Genomic DNA, 17,708 nt, shown 5'->3' with positions numbered 1-17,708 from the left:
TCGCCTGGAAGACGAATGGGAACTGCGCCGGCCGACAGGGCGACGTCGCATTTGCCGCACGCTTTCGTGACCTGCCAACAAAACTCGAAAAACAACCCCATGCACAGTAGCCGGCGCCAGCGGGATCAATGACTTACGAGGACGGCCATTTGCAAGGTCGAGGCGCGGGTTGACCCGTCGGGCAAAACACCGGCATAACGGCATCATCCCCCCGTTCGAGAGCATCTCTGGGCCACGCATGCTGTGCGGTTCGATGCTCAGATCTCGCCAAGACCACGCACAAGATTGGGCGTTGACCACGTTGCCACGCCGGTTCCGGCGAAGTCGCGGTCGGTGGTCCAAACATCGGCCTCGACGCTCCCCGCGAGCGCGAGCACATGGGCATCGCGCACCGATCCATTGCGGCTCGGCACGGCATCGCGAAGGGTCTCCTCGCACCGGGCCATGACCGGCTCCAGCGACGCAACGGGAACGATCGTCAACAGCTCGGCGAGCTCGTCGAGCACATCGAGCAGTTCGGGGCGCTGCATGCCGAGCGCGATGCGCCGGCGTGCCTCCTGGACGACACGGTCCGTTGTCACGAAGACCACCTTCTCCGCGGCGGCCAAAAGCGCCCCGGAACTTCGACCGCGAACAGCGGCGACCAGAATGGCCGGATCGATGACGATTGTTGCCGACGGTGGTCTCACGTCTTCCGCTTGCGCGTCAGGGCTTTCACCGCAGCAATCGACCAATCGACCGGATCGACCTCGCCGAACTCGGCCAGCGCGGCATCATCCGCCGCCGCGTCGCGCCCTTTGGCCAGCCGCTCCGCGCGCGCCAGCACGGCAGCCAAGCGCTCCGGATCGGTCGCCTTGAGCGGGATGAGCAGCCCGACCGTTCGCTCACCCGATTTCACCGCCGTCGGGCCGGGCAATGCACCAATGGCTTCACCGGAAATCTTCTGTAGATCGCGGATGCTGATATGGGCCATGATGCTGACTTACATACGCCCTTATGTAACACATCGCAAGATGTTCGCGAATGCGCCGACCTCGGTAACCGACGATTGGAGTCCCTCATGCCAAAGATCGACGTCGCCAAAGTGCCGGCCCGCAAGGGCTCCGGCTATCCGGCGCCCTTCAGCGCGCCTTGCGCCGAGCGCATTCGCAAACGGCTCGGCGATGCCGGCGGCCTGTCGGATTTCGGCGTGAATCTGATGCGCCTGCCACCGGGCGGCTGGTCGAGCCAGCGGCATTGGCATTCGCACGAGGACGAGTTCGTCTACATTCTCGAAGGCGAAGTGACGCTGATCGAGGATGGCGGCGAAACCGTGCTGCGCGCCGGCGATTGCGCCGCCTTCCCCAAGGCCAGCGGCAACGGCCATCACATGATCAACCGCTCGGACGCCACCGCGGTCTACCTCGAGATCGGCTCGCGCTCGCCAGCCGACCTCATCACCTGCTCCGACATCGACATGATGAGCCCGGCATCGGACGGCCGCTTTCTGCACAAGGACGGCACGCCTTATCCGTAAGTGACATCGCGGCTCACAGGGTCGCGCTGCGGCGCCAGCTGCCGGCCGTGAGCCAGACCGCCGAGACCAGGAAGTAGATCGCGCCGACCGCGGCATAGCCCGCGACATTCGCAATCGACGGCACCGCGGGCATCGCGGCCTGAAAGATGAAGAAGCCGCCCGCCAGGGCCGACTGGCCGCCGCTGAGCACCATGGCCCATTGCGCGCCGAAACGTTTCCAGCGCCGCACGGCCGTACCGAGCTGGAGCAATCCGGACAGGATCGCCCAGGCCCCGAAGATTCCGAGCACCCAGTTCATGCTGACCTGCAAGGCCAGGATGACCGCAATGGTGGTCGCGAGGCTGACCAGCACGTTGAGGCCTTGCGTGCGGTTGTGGTTCAGCCCGCCACTGTTTAGGGCGTCGAGATAATTGGCCGCGGCGTCCCACGCGGGATAAGCGACGAGCAACGCCGCCGAGATCGCCGCCGACGAGGGCGCGAGCGCGAAGGCCGCAACAACCCAGGCGGCGGAGAACGCGGCACGCATGAAGTAGTACTGCTTCAGCCATTGCGCCTGATCGGCGCCCAAAGCCATCTCGCTGTTTCTCATAGCCTATCCCTTACCTACTAGTTGGTAGTTTTGGTGGAAGCGGAAAGGTTCGAACCGCCCTGGCCTGTGCCGATCACGTCAGTGCCTGGTGGAAAGCCGCTCCAGCAGCGGCCGGGTGATGGTCGCGAAGATTTTTGGATCGCCATAGGCCCGCGCGGACAGCATCGCGCCGTGAACGGTTGCCATGAATCCCTCCGCCTCGGCCCGCGCCGTGCCGGAGAGATGGAGCCGGCCTTGCCGCTTGCCGCGCTCCATCACCGCAGCCAGCCAGGACGAGAGGGAGCGGAAATGCGCGCGGACTTCGAGCGCCACCTCCTCGGGCAGGATCGGAAGCTCGCTGGCAAGGAGCGCGCAGATGCAGAACGGAGCCGTCGCATCCTTGATGCACGCCTCCCAATAGGCGACGTAGCTTTTGAGCTGCTCGGCGGGGTCGGCGACATTGCGTTCGAGCGCCGACAGTCCCGCCTGGGCCTCCTCGCGATAGCGCGCCACGAGGGTGCGGACCAGGTCGACCTTGCTGGCGAAATGGTGGTGGATGCTCGGCTTGCGGATGCCGACGACATCGGCGATGTCGGCGTAACTGAAGCCGTTGTAGCCGCCGGCGATGATCAGCGTGCGGGCGCAGGCAAGAATGTCGTCGGCAGTCGAGGAAACGGTACTCATGGCGCTTAGCTACCTTCCAGTAGGTAGACAGTCAAGCAGACATGCTTCAATGATCCGTGAGCGAGTGGTAGGAGCCTGCATGACCATTCGCCCGATCGTGCGCTACCCCGACCGCCGGCTTGCGCTGCCGGCCCGCCCAGTCACCGCGTTCGACGATGCCTTGCGCGAGCTCGCGCAGGATCTGCTCGACACCATGCGCGCCGCGCCCGGCATCGGCATCACTGCGCCGCATATCGGCGTGCCGCTGCGCGTCGTGGTGCTGGAGCTCGACGCGAAGGACGGCCCGCAGACCTACGTCAATCCGGAGATCACATGGGCCTCGCCGGAGATGATCATGCATCGCGAAGGCAGCGTCTCGATGCCCGGGGTCAACGACGAGGTGCAGCGCCATGCGCGGGTGCGGATCAGCTATTCTGATCTCGACGGCAACATGCACACCGAGGAATCGGATGGCTTGCGCGCGGTGTGCCATCAGCACGAGATCGACCAGCTCGACGGCGTGTTCTGGATCCAGCGGCTGTCGCGGCTGAAGCGGGAGCGGCTGGTGAAAAAGTACGAGAAGATGGCTCGGAATTCGTAGAGCCTGTGAGCCAATTCGTTTTGTTTCGGCTTCGGCATCAAGGGGTGGTATCGCCCCTTGATGGGGGAAGCCGGCGGCGTCAGGCTGTTGGTTATCTATGCTTTTGCGAGACGATGCCCTTGCAGGATGTTGTTGGTGAGGGCGTACCAGAGCACGACGGCACGGACCTTCTCGATGCCGCGCACGGTCAGTTGCCTGAGGTCCCAGTTGCGCCAGCGGGCATGGATGCATTCGCAGATGGTACGGGCCTGGTACTGTGCCTTGCCGGCTTCGCTGGCCATGCGAGCACGCCAGGCCGCTATGCCAGGACCGTCGCTGCTCCGGGGTAAGAAGGGATCGACACCGCTCCTGGATTGGGGCGGTGGACAGTAAACCTCGATGCCCTCGCCATGCGCCCATTCGATGTCGTCGCCAGTGCAGAACCCGCCATCGGCGAGGTAGCGGCGTGGCAAGCGCTTCAGCCGAGCGCGCGTTCGCTCCAGCATCGGGCGCATCAAGCCACGATCTGAGCCGCTGTTGTCGACATCGATCGCGACCACGATCAGTTCGCCAGCCGCGCTAGCCACCTGCACATTATAGGCCGGACGGAAGCCGGCATCGGCCATCTTCATCACCCTGGCCTGCGGGTCGGTGGTGGAGGCCCGAGGCTCCTTCGGCTTCTTGCCATTGCCGCCCTTGTCGTCGAGCTGTTTTCGCTTGCGCTTGATCTCGGCCAGCGCGGCCTGCGCGGCTTGCACCCGCTCGCTGCGTTCGCGCGCCGCCCGCTCTTTGGCGGCCCGGATCCGCCGATTGCTGGCTTCCGGGTCCGCATCGACCTCGCGCTTGAGCTCTTCCACAATGGCCTCGGCCTGCGCCATCTGCCGATCCAGCGTCGCCTCCCGCCGGAAAGATCCGGTCCCGGCATTCGCTCGTATCCGCACCCCGTCCTGGGTCAGCTTCTCCAGATCGACCAGCCCTGCCTCGTTCAGGGCCACCAGATGTTCAACCAGCAAACGGTCGAGCAAGTCGGCACAGCCGACCCGGAAGTCCGACAGCCCGTGATGGTTCAACGACACGCCACCGCAGAGCCAGCGGTAGACGTCGTGGCTGTCGCAGAGCCGGTCCAGCGCCCGCGCGCTGCCAACGGCATCGCTCGCGGCGTACAGCCAAAGCGCCAGCAACAACCGTGGCGATGGCGCCGGATGGCCCGGCCTGTTTTCCCGTGCCTTGACGCGATCTTCCAGCTCGCTCAGGTCCAGCCCTTCGACATAAGCCCAGATCACCCGCGCTGGATGATCCTGCCCGATCAGGCTGTCGATATCGACCGCTCGCAATTCGACCTGATTGCGCACAGGCTCGCGCAGCCGAGGTGCGCCTTGCGGCACCGCTTCGGTTCGTGCCGACTGCTCCGGCAATTCACCAAAAAGTCCGTCGTCAGCCATCATCCTCTCCAGCAGATCAGTCTGCCCAGAGAATCACATTCGTCTGACGCGCGGTACAAAAGATTCACAGTCTCGTAGGACCTCCTACCCTTGGTCAAGGGGAACGTCCTTATAGGGCAATATGGTAGCGCCGTGCTCGATGCAGTCCAGGACGCTGCGCGCCGGCTTTGCCGGTGCCTTCGGCATCCTGGACAGCATCTGCGGGCGGCGCTCTGGCGCTCGGCAGGTCGGGACGAAGGAATGGTCGCCCGGCCGAACAAAGGAATGGGGCTCACCCGTTCGCGGAGTTCTTTGTGCCGTTATGGTCCGCATCGTATGGGGTCTGTCGCTTGAGCGTCGTGCACAGGGCAAAAAGCAAGCGATCTCCCACGCTGCGCAGAGCCCGCGCGTGACCGTGTCCTTTTCTGCGCAAGGCATCATACCGTCGCCTGCTGGCAGCGTCGTGTTGGATGGCGACACGCGACCAGTGATGGACGGCGCTCTGTAGCCGCCTGTTGCAGGCGAGGCGGCGGATCACGAAGCGTTGTTTGCCGCTTTGCCGCGTCACCGGCGCAGCCCCTGCCAAGGCGCGCAGAGCATGGTAATCTCGTCTGCGCAGGGGCTCTGCGGCCTCGGCGAGCAGTGTGGCGAGATTGATCCTGCCGATTCCTGGCCAGGAGCGTAGGATCGTCACGTCGCACTGCTCCGAGCTCTGCCCCGACGGCTTCTCCTCTCCTTCGAACTCGGCACATAGCCGGTCCAGGTTCTGATGAGCCTCTTTGATCTGCCGATTGACCAGGTGCAGACGTGCCGCCAGGCTGCGGATGTGAGCGCAGGCTGCCTCCGTCGTGCCGGGGGCTACGAACAGCGGTGCCTCGCGCAAAGTCCCGAGCACCGTCGCCGCATTGAGACGGCGGATACGATAGTCCCTGAGAACACCTGCGATGGCCTTCTCGCTGGCCTTGACCGCACTGGCGGGGGTCGGCACCTTCTGCCAAAGCGCCAGGAACCATTCGTCGGCGACATCGTCGGTCAACTTGGTGGCCTGGGGATAATATCGCCACAACTGCTGACGCAAGCGGTTGGCAAGCCGCGTGCGTTCCTGCTGCAGTTCGTCCGCCAGGCGCGACCACTCCCGTAGCTCAATCATCGCCGCATCGTCTGCCACAAGCCGACGGAAAGCAGCACGGTCAGTGCGCAGCGAGGCGCCGAGCACATGAGCATCGCGGCGGTCGTCCTTGGCACCGGCCACCGTGAAGCGATCGCGGAAGCGATCCAGTTGCTTGGGATTGATGGCAAACACCGCAAACCCGTGCTCGAGCAGCATCTCCACCACCGGGCCGTGCGGCATCTCGATCGCCACGGCGATCTGTCCCGGTGCGGCCTTGGTCTTCTCCAGCAGCCAGTCACGCAACTCCGTCAGCCCGGCGCCGCCATGGTCGAACTCGTGCTGCGCAACCTGTCTTCCCGCGGCATCCAGCAGGCAAACGCTATGGCTCCGCGTTGCCCAGTCGATCCCGACGAACCAGCGTACATCTTCGATCATTGTTGAGACCTCCTTGCTCGCAAGGCGGGCCACCACGATCCTGATCAGTCCCTGTACCGGCGCTCTTGGCGCGACCTCCTACCGGATCTCGATCGCGGTCGCTCCGCCGGGGCGCGGTTCCTACGTCGGTGCTCGAGGCACAGGTGGACAAGGCTGCTCCCGGCGGATCGGCCCGGACGGCCAGTCTACATCCGAAGGCCGCCACGAACCCCACAAGGGTACAGGGTGGATTAGCGAAGCGTAATCCACCAATCTGAACATGACGAAACGAGGGAGATGGTGGATTACGCCGCCCGCCGCGCTCTGCGCAGCGGTCTGCTAATCCACCCTACGCGTTCTCTCTCCTCACGCCCTCTTCCCGCTCCGCTTGGCGATCGGTACCTTGCGACGCTCGCGCTTGCCGCGCGCGATCTCGGTTGCCAGCGCGTCCAGCTTCGGCTCCCAGAAATTCCTGAACTGGCCGACCCAGGCATCGACCGCTTGCAGCCCGGCCGCGTCGACCGAATAGAGCCGCCTTTGCGCCTCGGCCCGGACGCTCGCAAAGCCGCTCTCGCGCAGCACCTTGAGGTGCTGCGAGACCGCCGCCTGGGTGATGCCGAACTCGGCCCCGATGATTTCGACGACCTCGCCGGATGCCAACTCACCGGGCGCCAGTAGCTCGAGGATGCGGCGGCGCACGGGATCGGCGAGGACTTCGAAGGCGTGCATCAGCTTCCGGTGCCGGGATGAACGATGTCGGGCGGCATCTCGCCGCGATAGAACGCGATGGTTCGGTCCGAGCGCTCCTTCGCCGTGGCTGGATCGACCCCGCTTGCGACATGCGCCGCACGCCAATGCTCGCCGCTCATCGTCATGAAGTCCTTGCCCTCGGGCGAGACCATCCAGGCCTCCGCCGTCTCATGGTCGACCGATGCCCCGGTCGCAAGATAACGCTCCAGTCCCGCAAGCGCGAGGTCCCAACCGATACCGACCGCCCCCGGGCCGAACTGATTCCAATGATCCTCGATGATCGCTGTGTGCTCAAGCGTCAGGCGCGCCTGGCTTCGCTCGGCTGTCAGGCTGACGTCGATCCAGCTCGTGGCGCCGCCGAATTCCCACGTCGCGGCGAAATGGGTCGGCGGCGTACAGGCCGTGATGGTGCCGCCCGCATTGCCCTTGACCTGGTAGCGTCCCCCGAGCCGGAGGTCGCCCTCGACCGGCGCAAACCAGCGCGGGATCCGCTCCCTGCTGGTCACGGCGTCCCAGAGATCGTCGACGCCGGTGTCGTAGAGCCGCGTGAGGGTCACGATGCTCGCCGGTTTCCCATCCTTGGCGAAATTCCTCACCGAACGTGTGACGAGCCCGAGGACCCTGGCGACGTCGAATTCCATTGGCGCCTCTCCCTGTCGCTTTCGTGTGAGGCAATGAATATCGAACACCACTAATATAAGTCAATCCTTATATTCAGTGACGCTACTGCGTCAAACCGCCTCGCGCGCCGACGCGAACCAAACACCTGTCCAGGCGTCTATCGGTGCCCTGTTCCCACCAAGCCCCGCCTAGAACGGAAGGAATTCATGAAAGTTCGCAAATTCGCCATCGCCGATGCTTCGCTCGAACGCTCGCCGGGACAGGACGGCGATATCTTCGCCGGCAATGTGATCGACCAGCGTCACGGCGGACCGATCACCATCGGCTTCGGCCGCTACGCGCCGAACCAGAGCCTGAACGAGACGCTTGCAGTCGACGACGTCATGCTCGTCCTGGAAGGAAAGCTCTCGGTCACCAGCGCCGGCAGCACCGTCACCGCCGGTCCCGGCGAGATCGTCTACATGCCGAAGGGCGAGACGGTCACCATCCGCTCGCACGAGCAAGGCGCCCTCACCGCCTATGTCACCTATCCGCATTGGCAGGAGGCGCGCGAGTGAGGCGCGAGCCTCGCGATGCACTACCCGCCCGCCATCAGCGCCTTCGCCAGCTCGTAGGGCGGATTAGCCGAAAGCGTAATCCGCCATCTGGCAACACGGCGCGGCGAGAGATGGTGGATTACGCCGGCGGACTGCGCTTCGCGCAGCCGCAGGCTAATCCACCCTACCCGCCCGCCATCAACGCCTTCGCCAGCGCCCTGTAGGCCGGCAGCGTCACGGGGTCGTTGGCGGCGTTGCCCGCCATCGGATGCGAGGCGTAGCGGGCGATCACCATCTCGGCCTTGGGATCGATGTAGATGCCCTGGCCGTGGACGCCGCGCGCCATGTAGGCGCCGTGGTCGTTGTGCGTGACCCACCATTGATTGCGATAGGACGCACCCGGCAGCGTGGTGTAGCCGGCCGGCTTGAACTTTTCGGGATCGCCGCCGCGCGCGATGTCCTCGACCACCTGCGATGGCACGATCTGGCGGCCGTTGAAGCGGCCGTGATTGCGCATGGTCTCGCCGAAGCGGGCGAGATCGCGCAACGTCGTGGAGAGGCCGCCGCCGCCGCTTTCGGTGCCGATGCGGTCGACGTGATAATGCGCGTCCTCCTCCGCACCCATCGGCTGCCAGATCCGCTCGGACAAGAGATCGGACAGCGTCATGCCGCTGGCGCGCCTGATGATCCACGCCAGCACGTCGGTGTTGACGGTCTTGTAGGCAAAGGCCTTGCCGTGCTCGCCCTGCTTCTTCTGCGCGACGAGGAAATCGAAGATGGTGGTCGGGCCGTCATAGCCCGCCGGGATCGGCGCCATGCCGTTGGCGCGCCGCAGGCCCCACACGTCCGAATTCTTGTCGGTATAGACCTCGGTGTAGAGCAGCCCCGTGGTCATATCCATGACCTCGCGCACGCGCGCATCGCCGAACGCGCTGGCCTTCAGCTCCGGCACATAGTCCGTGACGGGCGCCTGCGGATCGATCCTGCCCCCGGCGACCAGAATCCCTGCGAGCACGCCGGTGAACGATTTCGTCACCGACATCGCGATATGCGGCTTGTGCGGCTTCAGCGCGCCGAAATAGCGCTCATAGATCAGCCTGCCCCGATGCAGCACGGCGATGCCATCGGTGTAGGTCTCCTCCAGCATCTTTGCGAAGGTCATGGGCCGGCCGTCCATCGTGGTCGAGGCGACCGCGCCGATGTCGTGATCCGCGCGCGGCAGAGGCGACGCTGGTCCAGCCCCGCGCCAGACATTCACCGTCGGCACCAGCTGGCGGATGTTGCTCCAGGCCCAGCGCAGTTCTGGGAAGCTACGGAACGAGCCGTCATGGAAGGCGATGGTGCGGTCGGGCGAAGGCGGGAAGCCGCGCATCCAGCCGAGGGGCTCGGGGTCGGTGGTGGTGGCAGGCTGAGTGGCGGCGGGCGCAATCGACATCAAGCTTGGCTCCGGAAAGGTGATGCAGATGTCGTATCATGGACCACCACAGCGCACACCCGACGCAAGCGCGCATCACCTGCGCAACAATCAGGAGAGCGGCAATTTAGTGAAGGGGTCGAGTACGGGCACGCCGAGTGGCTCGAAATGCCTGACGTTGCGGGACAGGATCATCAGCGCGTGCTGGCGCGCCGTCGCAGCAATGATGATGTCGGCAAATCCAGGCGCATGCCCTAGCCCGCGAGCCCGATCCGACAGCTGCCCCGCGAGCCGCGCGGTCGGCATGTCGAACGGCAGGATACGATCGCCGTAGAGGTGCAGCACGGCGTCAAGCCATTGCGCCAAGTCCTTACTCTTGCGTGTAGCCTTTTCGCGCCGCAGCTTTGCTATTCCATCCTCGACTTCTGCAATCGTCACCACCGACAAATAGAGGATGCCGGATTGCGCATCCATCCATTCGACCAGCGCCGCAGGTACTGGCCGGTTCGGCGACACCGCAGATATAATGTTTGTGTCAACGAGGTACACGTCTCAAAAATCGGTCTTGCGCAGCTTAGATCGATTCCGGGCCGGCAAATCGCCCGCACTCGTGGGGGCCGCCATCAGGAGCCGCCCGAAGCTTGGGACCTTCGACAGCCGTTGCCACTCCTCGTAGCCCAAGACCACTGCCTGCTTCTTGCCGTGACGCGTGATCACCGCAGGCTTGCCGTCGACCGCCTCATCGACGACTGCGGACAGGTTGGCCTTCGCATCACGAAGCTGAATTTCGCGCATGGGACACCTATATGACTACAGTAGTCATATAGGTAAACTGCCCGATTTTCAAGACGGCTTGGCCGTACCCGCCTCAGAGTGCTTTCCAGCCCGGCGCCCGCTTCGTTGCCTCAGTGAACGATCCCTGACGAAGCGAAGATATTAAACAAGTAGATCGTAGGAGGGGTGGAGCGAAGCGATACCCATCAAGTTCGTTTTGCAAACGCGATGGGTTTCGCTGCGCTCTACCCATCCTACCAACTGCGCTTTAATAGAGGTCGCCCTCGACGCGCAACGCTAGTCAATGTCTCAGATAAGCGACATCCTCACTCCCACTCAATCGTCCCAGGCGGCTTGCTGGTCACGTCGTACACCACCCGGTTCACGCCCTTCACCTCGTTGATGATGCGCGTGGCGGTCTCGCCCAAGAACTTCATGTCGAATTGGTAGAAGTCCGCGGTCATGCCGTCGGTGGAGGTGACGGCGCGGAGGCCAACCACATAGTCGTAGGTGCGGCCGTCGCCCATGACGCCGACGGTCTTGACCGGGAGCAGCACGGCAAAAGCCTGCCAGATCTCGTCGTAGAGGCCGTGCTTGCGGATCTGGTCGATGTAGACGGCGTCGGCCTTGCGCAGGATGTCGAGCTTGTCCCTGGTGATCTCGCCGGGGCAGCGGATAGCGAGGCCGGGGCCCGGGAACGGGTGGCGGCCGACGAAGATTTCGGGGAGGCCGAGCTCGCGGCCGAGCTTGCGCACCTCGTCCTTGAACAGCTCGCGCAGAGGCTCGACGAGCTTCATGTTCATGCGCTCGGGCAGACCGCCGACATTGTGGTGCGACTTGATGGTGACCGAGGGGCCGCCGGTGAAGGAGACGCTCTCGATCACATCGGGATAGAGCGTGCCTTGCGCGAGGAAATCGGCGCCGCCGATCTTCTTGGCCTCAGCTTCGAACACCTCGATGAAGAGGCGGCCGATGGTCTTGCGCTTGGCTTCGGGGTCGGTGACGCCTTCGAGCTCGCCGAGGAATTGCTTGGAGGCATCCACGTGCACGAGCGGGATGTTGTAGTGGTGGCGGAACAGGTCGACGACCTGCTCGGCCTCGTTGAGGCGCATCAATCCGTGATCGACGAAGACGCAAGTGAGCTGGTCGCCGATGGCCTCGTGGATCAGGACGGCCGCCACGGCCGAATCGACGCCGCCGGAGAGGCCGCAGATCACCCTGCCCTTGCCGACCTGCGCGCGGATCTTGGCGATCTCCTCGTCGCGGAAGGCGCGCATGGTCCAGTCGCCGGTGAGGCCGGCGATCTTGCGCACGAAGTTGCGGATGAGCTTTGCGCCGTCGGGCGTGTGCACCACTTCGGGGTGGAACATCAGGCCGTAATATTTGCGTTTCTCGTCCTGGATGATCGCGAACGGCGCGTTCGGCGAGGTGCCGGCGACGGAGAAGCCCGGCGGCATCTTGGTGATGCGGTCGCCATGGCTCATCCAGACCTGGTTCTTGCTGCCTGACGACCAGACGTCCGCGAACAGCTGGCTGTCGGCCTTGACCTCGACATCGGCGCGGCCGAACTCGCGGTGATGGCCGCCCTCGACCTCACCGCCGAGCTGCGCCGCCATGGTCATCTGGCCGTAGCAGATGCCCATCACCGGCACGCCGGAGGCGAAGATCAGCTGCGGGGCGCGGGGCGAGCCGGCTTCATGCACCGACTCGGGGCCGCCGGAGAGGATCACCGCTTTCGGCTTCATCTCCTCGAAGGCCTCTTCGGCCTTGTTGAACGGGACGATCTCGCAATAGACGCCGTCCTCGCGCACGCGACGCGCGATCAGCTGCGTCACCTGGCTGCCGAAGTCGACGATGAGAATCTTGTCGTGCGCCGAGGCCACCGAGGGCGTCGACGCGGAGCGGTCGTTCTGTGCTGCTGTCATGGCCAGCCAATACGCTGGCGGCGCGCGGGCCGCAACCACGGCAGCAGTGCGCCCACATGCTTCTTTGGGCATGGACAAAGGGGTATAGGTAAGTATTATTGACCTATTGTGCCCCATTTCAGAAAGGGGCCGATCAGGGAGAATGCCATGTCACAGCACCATCAGCCATCAACGCTTGCCGCGCTCGGCCGGACCTGGGTCGAGGCCTGGAATGCGCGCGATCTCGCGCGCGTGCTCATGCTCTACGACGAGGCAGCCGTGATGACCTCGGACCGCATCCCCGCGCTGGGGTTCGACCCCAGCGGCACGGTGCGCGGCAAGGATGCCCTTCGCGCCTATTGGGGCAAGGCGCTTCCCCTGGTGCCCAATCTGCATTTCTCGCTGATCGATCTGTTCGTCAGCCCTGACAGCCTCGTGGTGTTCTACGAGAACGAGCGGGGCAAGAAAATCTGCGAATATCTGCGGGTGAATGAGGCGGGGCTGATCGTGCAGGGCTCGGCGAACCATTTGGCGCATTGACTATCCCCGTCATTGCGAGGAGCCCGCGACAAAATTGCAAAGCAATTTTGCGCTGGTGCGACGAAGCAATCCAGACTGCCGCCGCGGATGCATCACTGGATTGCTTCGCTTCGCTCGCAATGACGGAGACTGCGGCACGCCTGTGCGCTAACACTGCGCCCGCCGGCTCCAAGACAGGATTCCCCATGAAACTCCCTGCCTCCCCCTTCACCGTCACCGACTGGAGCAAGGTCGAGCCGACCACGCATCCGGGTGAAACCGGAGAGGCCAAGTGGCGCACGCTCAACATCGGCGATCTCCGGGTGCGGATGGTGGAGTACTCGCCGGGCTATCTGGCCGATCATTGGTGCGATCGCGGCCACGTGCTCTACGTGCTGGAGGGCGAGCTCGACAGCGAGCTGCGCGACGGGCGCAAATTCAAGCTCACGGCGGGGATGAGCTACCAGGTGTCGGATTTCGGCGACGCCGCGCACCGATCCTCGACGGCCGTGGGGGCGACGCTTTTCATCGTCGACTGAGACGCGCCCGACGGTTAATTTGCACCGCAAAATAGCAAAGTCACGCGAGGTGCCGAGCCGCGGGTGGTGCCTTGAAGTGGCCCCAAATTCTCGCTATATTGTGATCATCGATACTTGGCCGAACGACTGGGCCGCTTCGCTTCGTTGCTGACGGGCGCGCACGCTTCAGATGAATTCTCCAAACATCGACTCATCAGGGACCATGGGCGCAATGCTGCGTACCGGTCTGCGTGCGTACCTCTCTAACTAAACAAGGAAATTCCCATGGCTATGGGCACCGTGAAGTGGTTCAACACCCAAAAGGGTTATGGTTTCATCCAGCCGGATGACGGCCAGAAGGACGTGTTCGTTCACATCAGCGCCGTCGAGCGCGCCGGCCTCTCCTCCCTCAACGAGGGTCAGAAGGTCTCGTTCGACATCGTCGCCGACCGCCGCAGCGGCAAGTCGTCGGCTGACAATCTCCGCGTCGGCTAACGCCGGCGCACCGTTCTGACCGCGGACGTACCGGCAGAACGTTGGAACTCGAAAGCCCCGCGACCGGGTTCGGTCTGCGGGGCTTTTGCTTGCCCCGGTCATTCCGGGGCTCGCGAAGCGAGAGCCCGGAATCCATTGAGCCGCAGACCCTGCCGCCCGATGGATTCCGGGCTCGCCCTGCGGGCGCCCCGGAATGACGGGGAGAGAAATCAGCCCGATTTCTTCAGCACCGAAACGAAAAACCCATCCGTCCCGGTGCGCCGCGGCGTCATCAGCCAGCCCTCGGCTGACTGCAGCGCGGCCTCGCCAAAAGCGTCTGCCTGGTCCCAGAGCACGCTCGCGGTCTGCTCGGGCGGGACGACCGTGAACTCGCCATGACGGCCGATGAAGGCCCTCACCTGCTCGCCGTTCTCTTCCGCCAGCACCGAGCAGGTGATGTAGGCGATGCGGCCACCCGGCTTGACCAGCGGAACCGCACGCTCCAGCACCTCGGCCTGGTCGCGCAGGCGGATCTCGAGCGCGCCGGGGCGCATGCGCCATTTGGCGTCGGGGTTGCGGCGCCAGGTGCCGGTTCCCGTGCAGGGCGCGTCGATCACGACGAGGTCGGCGGTGCTGCGGATGTCGGCAACCGGATCGGCCTCGCCCTTGGGCGTGCGGACATCGGCATTGTGGACGCCGGCGCGCGACAGCCGCTCATGGATCGGGGCGAGCTGGCGCTTGTCGCGGTCGGTCGCGATCAGCCGGCCCTTGCCCTGCATCAGGGCGGCGAGCGCCAGCGTCTTGCCGCCGGCGCCGGCGCAGAGATCGATCACCTGCTCGCCGGGTTTTGCCGCGGTGAGCTGGGCGGCAAGCTGCGATCCCTCATCCTGCACTTCAATGGCGCCCTTGATGAAATCCTCTTCCGCCTGGATGCCGGGGTTGCGCGCATCGGCGGAAAGCTCGATGCGCAGGCCGGTTGCGGACCAGGGCGTCGGTTTTGCATGAAGATGAGAAAGCGCCTTCAGCACCTTGTCGCGATTGGATTTTAGCGTGTTGACGCGCAAGTCCAGCGGCGCCCGGCTCGCCATCGCCGCGGCTTCCGCCGGGCGGGTCTCCCCGAACACCTTGGCAAGGTACGGGTCGAGCCATTCCGGGTAGTCGCCGGCGATCGCGGCCGGCGCGTCTTCGAGCGACCGCGAGGCGAGTGCGGCCTGCTCGGCCTCGGTCAGCGGCGCCGGCGCAAAGCGGCTGCCGTCGAACAAGGCGCCCATGGTCGCCATGTCCATGTTGCGCTCGAGGCGGAGCATGCCGATCAGCCGGGCCCGCGCGGTATCGGAATCCATCAGCCAGGCGCTCGAGGCGTAGCGGCGCAGCACGTCCCAGACGAGGCCGGCGATGGCCGCGCGGTCGCCCGAGCCGGCGAAGCGGTGCGCGGTGCCCCACTCCTTCAGCGCCTTCGCCGCGGGCACGCGGTCCCTCTCGATGGTGTCGATCACTTCAATGGCTGCGGACAGCCGGGCAGCGGGGGTCATTTCAGATCTTTCAGATTGGATCCGGCGCGTCAGGCTCAGATCAGCAGCAGCAGCTTCAGCGCGAAGTAGATCCACATCGCGAGCAGCACCAGCACGCCGGCGAGCCAGACCGTGGAGCGGCGGCCAAGATCGTTGGAGGAGACGAACACGCCGGCATGGGCAAAGCGCGTCACCACGAACACCCAGGACATCAGCACGATGAAGAGGTCGGCCCGGCGCAAGGGCAATGCCAGCGCGATCAAGACGTAGAACAGCACCGGCAGCTCGAACTGGTTGCGGTAGCAATTGGCGATTTGTGTGGCGCCCTTCGGCCAGTTCGGCTCGCCCAGGGCAATGTCGCGGATCTTGGTCTCGCCGGCGACCAGGGCCCTTCGGCGCGCCAGGACCATGCCGATCAGCAGCGCGAAGGTGAGAGCGATCTGCACGAAGACCGGCAGCAAGACCATTTGAACGGACATCGGAACTTTCCCGAACTGAGGCGCGAACGGCGGCTCGCGCAAACAACCGCTACACGGTGCGGTCGAATTCGACAACGTTCGCTTTCGTCAGGCGGAACAATTGCGCTGGTCGCGCCGTCGCCTTGCTGAGGGACCCCGTGACCGGCTCGATCATCCTGAGCTCGTCGATTTTGCGGCGAAAGGCGCTGTCGTTGAGGGAGCGGCCGAGCGCGGCCTCATAAGCGCGCCGCAGCGCCGGCAGCGTGAATTCCGGCAGCAACAGGAAGGCCGGCAGTGACGAATAGGCCGCGCGGCGCCGGCACCGCTGCATCGCGCCGGCCACGATCGCATCGTGGTCGAACGGCAGCCCCTTCGCTTCGGCAACCGGCAGCATCCTCAGCGAGGCATCGCCCCGCGCGGCGAAATCCTGGTGCGGCAACAGCGCATAATAGGCGACCGACGCCGACCAGCCGCGCGGATCGCGGCTTCCGCCGGAAAACGTCATCAACTGCTCGAGCACACGGACCGACAGGCCGGCCTTGCCTCGCAGCACGCGCGCCGCAGCGGCCTGCGTGGACGGATCTTCCTCCGGGTGAACATAGCCGCCGATCAGCGCGAACTGCCCGGCATGCGGCGCCTTTTCGCGCGCCTGGAGCACGACGTGGATGCGGTCGTCATGCAGGGTGAGAAGCACAACGTCGACAGTAAGGATCGGACGGATCAGCTCGGCGGCCATAAGCCCATGCTATCTCATACAAATAGCAAATTGCAAATAACAAGTTGCAAATAGAACCGCAGGGAGCTCAAGCTTGAACGAGGCGATGGCAATCATCGTCTGAGACAGTGAGGGCAAAGAGAGAGCCAACATGATCGTCGTCTGGCGTGTCGTGGACAGTTGCAACCTCGCCTGCGGGTTCTGCGCGTATGACAAGCGGCTCGGCTTTCCGCGCAGCCAGGCTGCGCCGGCGGACGTCCTGCGCTTCGCCGCGGTGCTGGCCGAGCATCAGGCGCAGACCGGCGACCGTGTGCTCCTGAGCTGGCTCGGCGGCGAGCCGCTGCGCTGGCAGCCGTTGCAAGCGCTGACCCACGCCGTACGCGGGCTCGGCCTCGAGGTGAGTGCGACCACCAACGGCACTACCCTCGGCAGCCCGGCCCTGCGCCAGCATCTGTGCGAGACCTACAAGGAGTTGACCATCAGCGTCGACGGCTTTGCCGCCTTCCATGATCCCTCGCGCGGCTGGGCCGGCGGCTTCGAGAAGCTGCGCCGCTGGGTCCCTCGGCTCAACACCGAGGCGCGCGTACGCGGCTCGAAGCTGAAGCTGCGCGCCAATGTCGTGCTGATGCACCAGAACGTCGGTCGCTTCGCCGCCCTGTGCGAAGAGCTCGCCGATTGGGGCATCGTCGAGATCACCTACAACCAGCTCGGCGGCCGCGACCGCCCGGAATTCTACCCGCAGCACCGCCTCACCCGCGCCGACGTCGACGCGCTGGAGCAGGAGCTGCCGGCGATCCGCAAAAGCCTCGCAGCACGCGGCGTCGTGCTGGTCGGCGGGGAGCAATATCTGGCGCGGATCCGGGCGAGCACGCTGGGCGAGCGGATGCCGGTGTCCGATTGCGACCCCGGCGAGAGCTTCCTCTTCATCGACGAGAAGGGCCGGGTCTCGCCCTGCAGCTTCACGACGGAAGACTACGGCATCGATATCGGCAGCCTGCGCAACGCCGCCGATCTCGCCGCCCTGCCCGGCCGCTTCCGCCTGTTGCAACAGGCCGCGCGTTCGCGGCAATGCGACGACTGCCTCAGCACGCAGGTGTGCGGCAAGTTCAACGCCGCGAGCCGCCGCCCGACCCCAGTGTTGGCTGCCGCGGAATAGCGTTTCAGATACCGCCGGCACGCAGCGGCGCCGGAATCTCGCGGGATTGCTGCCGTCGCCAGCGAGCGACTTGAACCGGCGTTCC

Annotated in this window: 22 protein-coding genes; 7 read left to right on the top strand and 15 right to left on the bottom strand. The window is 64.9% G+C overall.

What is annotated here, in order from left to right:
- Positions 1–257 precede the first annotated feature (257 nt).
- Both AB7M16_RS36165 and AB7M16_RS36160 read right to left on the bottom strand, forming a co-directional pair.
- Positions 258–689, bottom strand: a complete 432-nt coding sequence (locus AB7M16_RS36165; protein ID WP_453947318.1) for a PIN domain-containing protein — start codon at positions 687–689, stop codon at positions 258–260.
- Positions 686–973, bottom strand: coding sequence for a hypothetical protein (locus AB7M16_RS36160; RefSeq protein ID WP_172786391.1), 288 nt, complete (start codon positions 971–973; stop codon positions 686–688). The genes AB7M16_RS36165 and AB7M16_RS36160 overlap by 4 nt, the downstream gene beginning before the upstream one ends.
- Before the next feature lie 87 nt (positions 974–1,060).
- On the opposite strand from AB7M16_RS36160, the gene AB7M16_RS36155 reads away from it, so the two are divergent.
- Complete coding sequence (locus tag AB7M16_RS36155) at positions 1,061–1,516, top strand: cupin domain-containing protein (protein WP_453946902.1); 456 nt, start codon at positions 1,061–1,063, stop codon at positions 1,514–1,516.
- Between the two features lie 13 nt (positions 1,517–1,529).
- Here AB7M16_RS36155 and AB7M16_RS36150 read toward each other — a convergent pair whose 3' ends face one another.
- A complete protein-coding gene (locus AB7M16_RS36150) occupies positions 1,530–2,105 on the bottom strand; it encodes a DUF308 domain-containing protein (protein WP_453946901.1) in 576 nt (191 codons plus the stop codon).
- Between the two features lie 78 nt (positions 2,106–2,183).
- Complete coding sequence (locus tag AB7M16_RS36145; protein ID WP_453946899.1) at positions 2,184–2,768, bottom strand: TetR/AcrR family transcriptional regulator; 585 nt, start codon at positions 2,766–2,768, stop codon at positions 2,184–2,186.
- Positions 2,769–2,847: 79 nt separating this feature from the next.
- Between AB7M16_RS36145 and AB7M16_RS36140 the strand changes: the two genes are divergently transcribed.
- Positions 2,848–3,348 carry a peptide deformylase gene (locus tag AB7M16_RS36140; RefSeq protein WP_453946898.1) on the top strand — a complete coding sequence of 167 codons (501 nt, stop codon included), beginning with the start codon at positions 2,848–2,850 and terminating at the stop codon, positions 3,346–3,348.
- Between the two features lie 95 nt (positions 3,349–3,443).
- On the opposite strand, the gene AB7M16_RS36135 is transcribed toward AB7M16_RS36140, so the two are convergent.
- The 4 genes from AB7M16_RS36135 to AB7M16_RS36120 form a co-directional block, all read right to left on the bottom strand.
- Positions 3,444–4,772, bottom strand: a complete 1,329-nt coding sequence (locus tag AB7M16_RS36135; protein WP_212257604.1) for an IS1182 family transposase — start codon at positions 4,770–4,772, stop codon at positions 3,444–3,446.
- 268 nt (positions 4,773–5,040) lie between these two features.
- Entirely contained in the window at positions 5,041–6,294 is a 1,254-nt protein-coding gene (locus tag AB7M16_RS36130) for an IS110 family RNA-guided transposase (protein ID WP_172789764.1), read from the bottom strand.
- Positions 6,295–6,639: 345 nt separating this feature from the next.
- Positions 6,640–7,002: an ArsR/SmtB family transcription factor gene (locus AB7M16_RS36125; protein ID WP_453946896.1), complete on the bottom strand. Its 363-nt coding sequence runs from the start codon at positions 7,000–7,002 to the stop codon at positions 6,640–6,642.
- Positions 7,002–7,664 carry an SRPBCC family protein gene (locus tag AB7M16_RS36120; RefSeq protein ID WP_172786385.1) on the bottom strand — a complete coding sequence of 221 codons (663 nt, stop codon included), beginning with the start codon at positions 7,662–7,664 and terminating at the stop codon, positions 7,002–7,004. Before AB7M16_RS36120 ends, AB7M16_RS36125 begins: the two co-directional genes overlap by 1 nt.
- A gap of 186 nt (positions 7,665–7,850) precedes the next feature.
- Between AB7M16_RS36120 and AB7M16_RS36115 the strand changes: the two genes are divergently transcribed.
- Entirely contained in the window at positions 7,851–8,201 is a 351-nt protein-coding gene (locus AB7M16_RS36115) for a cupin domain-containing protein (protein ID WP_172786384.1), read from the top strand.
- Positions 8,202–8,364: 163 nt separating this feature from the next.
- Here AB7M16_RS36115 and AB7M16_RS36110 read toward each other — a convergent pair whose 3' ends face one another.
- The 4 genes from AB7M16_RS36110 to guaA form a co-directional block, all read right to left on the bottom strand.
- On the bottom strand, positions 8,365–9,615 hold the full coding sequence (locus tag AB7M16_RS36110) for a serine hydrolase domain-containing protein (protein ID WP_453946893.1): 1,251 nt from the start codon (positions 9,613–9,615) through the stop codon (positions 8,365–8,367).
- Positions 9,616–9,705: 90 nt separating this feature from the next.
- Positions 9,706–10,143 (bottom strand): type II toxin-antitoxin system VapC family toxin, encoded by a 438-nt coding sequence (locus AB7M16_RS36105; RefSeq protein ID WP_172786383.1) that lies wholly within the window; start codon positions 10,141–10,143, stop codon positions 9,706–9,708.
- Positions 10,144–10,146: 3 nt separating this feature from the next.
- On the bottom strand, positions 10,147–10,389 hold the full coding sequence (locus AB7M16_RS36100) for a type II toxin-antitoxin system Phd/YefM family antitoxin (RefSeq protein ID WP_172786382.1): 243 nt from the start codon (positions 10,387–10,389) through the stop codon (positions 10,147–10,149).
- A 305-nt stretch (positions 10,390–10,694) separates the two neighbouring features.
- The gene (gene guaA, locus AB7M16_RS36095) at positions 10,695–12,293 is read right to left on the bottom strand and encodes a glutamine-hydrolyzing GMP synthase (RefSeq protein WP_453946891.1); all 1,599 of its coding nucleotides are present in this window, start codon (positions 12,291–12,293) and stop codon (positions 10,695–10,697) included.
- A 147-nt stretch (positions 12,294–12,440) separates the two neighbouring features.
- Between guaA and AB7M16_RS36090 the strand changes: the two genes are divergently transcribed.
- From AB7M16_RS36090 to AB7M16_RS36080, 3 genes are all read left to right on the top strand, one after another.
- Positions 12,441–12,812 (top strand): nuclear transport factor 2 family protein, encoded by a 372-nt coding sequence (locus AB7M16_RS36090; RefSeq protein WP_453946889.1) that lies wholly within the window; start codon positions 12,441–12,443, stop codon positions 12,810–12,812.
- Between the two features lie 185 nt (positions 12,813–12,997).
- Positions 12,998–13,330 (top strand): DHCW motif cupin fold protein, encoded by a 333-nt coding sequence (locus AB7M16_RS36085; RefSeq protein ID WP_453946888.1) that lies wholly within the window; start codon positions 12,998–13,000, stop codon positions 13,328–13,330.
- A gap of 264 nt (positions 13,331–13,594) precedes the next feature.
- Positions 13,595–13,804, top strand: a complete 210-nt coding sequence (locus AB7M16_RS36080) for a cold-shock protein (protein ID WP_008141931.1) — start codon at positions 13,595–13,597, stop codon at positions 13,802–13,804.
- A gap of 209 nt (positions 13,805–14,013) precedes the next feature.
- Here the strand turns inward: AB7M16_RS36080 and AB7M16_RS36075 are convergent, their stop codons facing one another.
- The 3 genes from AB7M16_RS36075 to AB7M16_RS36065 are packed head-to-tail and all read right to left on the bottom strand — an operon-like array spanning position 14,014 to position 16,488.
- The gene (locus tag AB7M16_RS36075) at positions 14,014–15,315 is read right to left on the bottom strand and encodes an RsmB/NOP family class I SAM-dependent RNA methyltransferase (RefSeq protein ID WP_453946887.1); all 1,302 of its coding nucleotides are present in this window, start codon (positions 15,313–15,315) and stop codon (positions 14,014–14,016) included.
- A 35-nt stretch (positions 15,316–15,350) separates the two neighbouring features.
- A complete protein-coding gene (locus AB7M16_RS36070) occupies positions 15,351–15,773 on the bottom strand; it encodes an MAPEG family protein (RefSeq protein ID WP_453946886.1) in 423 nt (140 codons plus the stop codon).
- A 49-nt stretch (positions 15,774–15,822) separates the two neighbouring features.
- Positions 15,823–16,488: an NUDIX hydrolase gene (locus AB7M16_RS36065; RefSeq protein WP_453946885.1), complete on the bottom strand. Its 666-nt coding sequence runs from the start codon at positions 16,486–16,488 to the stop codon at positions 15,823–15,825.
- Between the two features lie 130 nt (positions 16,489–16,618).
- On the opposite strand from AB7M16_RS36065, the gene AB7M16_RS36060 reads away from it, so the two are divergent.
- Entirely contained in the window at positions 16,619–17,623 is a 1,005-nt protein-coding gene (locus AB7M16_RS36060; protein WP_453946884.1) for a radical SAM protein, read from the top strand.
- The last annotated feature ends 85 nt before the right edge of the window (positions 17,624–17,708 follow it).

The sequence above is a fragment of the Bradyrhizobium sp. USDA 372 genome (genome assembly GCF_053629095.1).
This window is presented reverse-complemented; position numbering and strand designations above follow the sequence as displayed.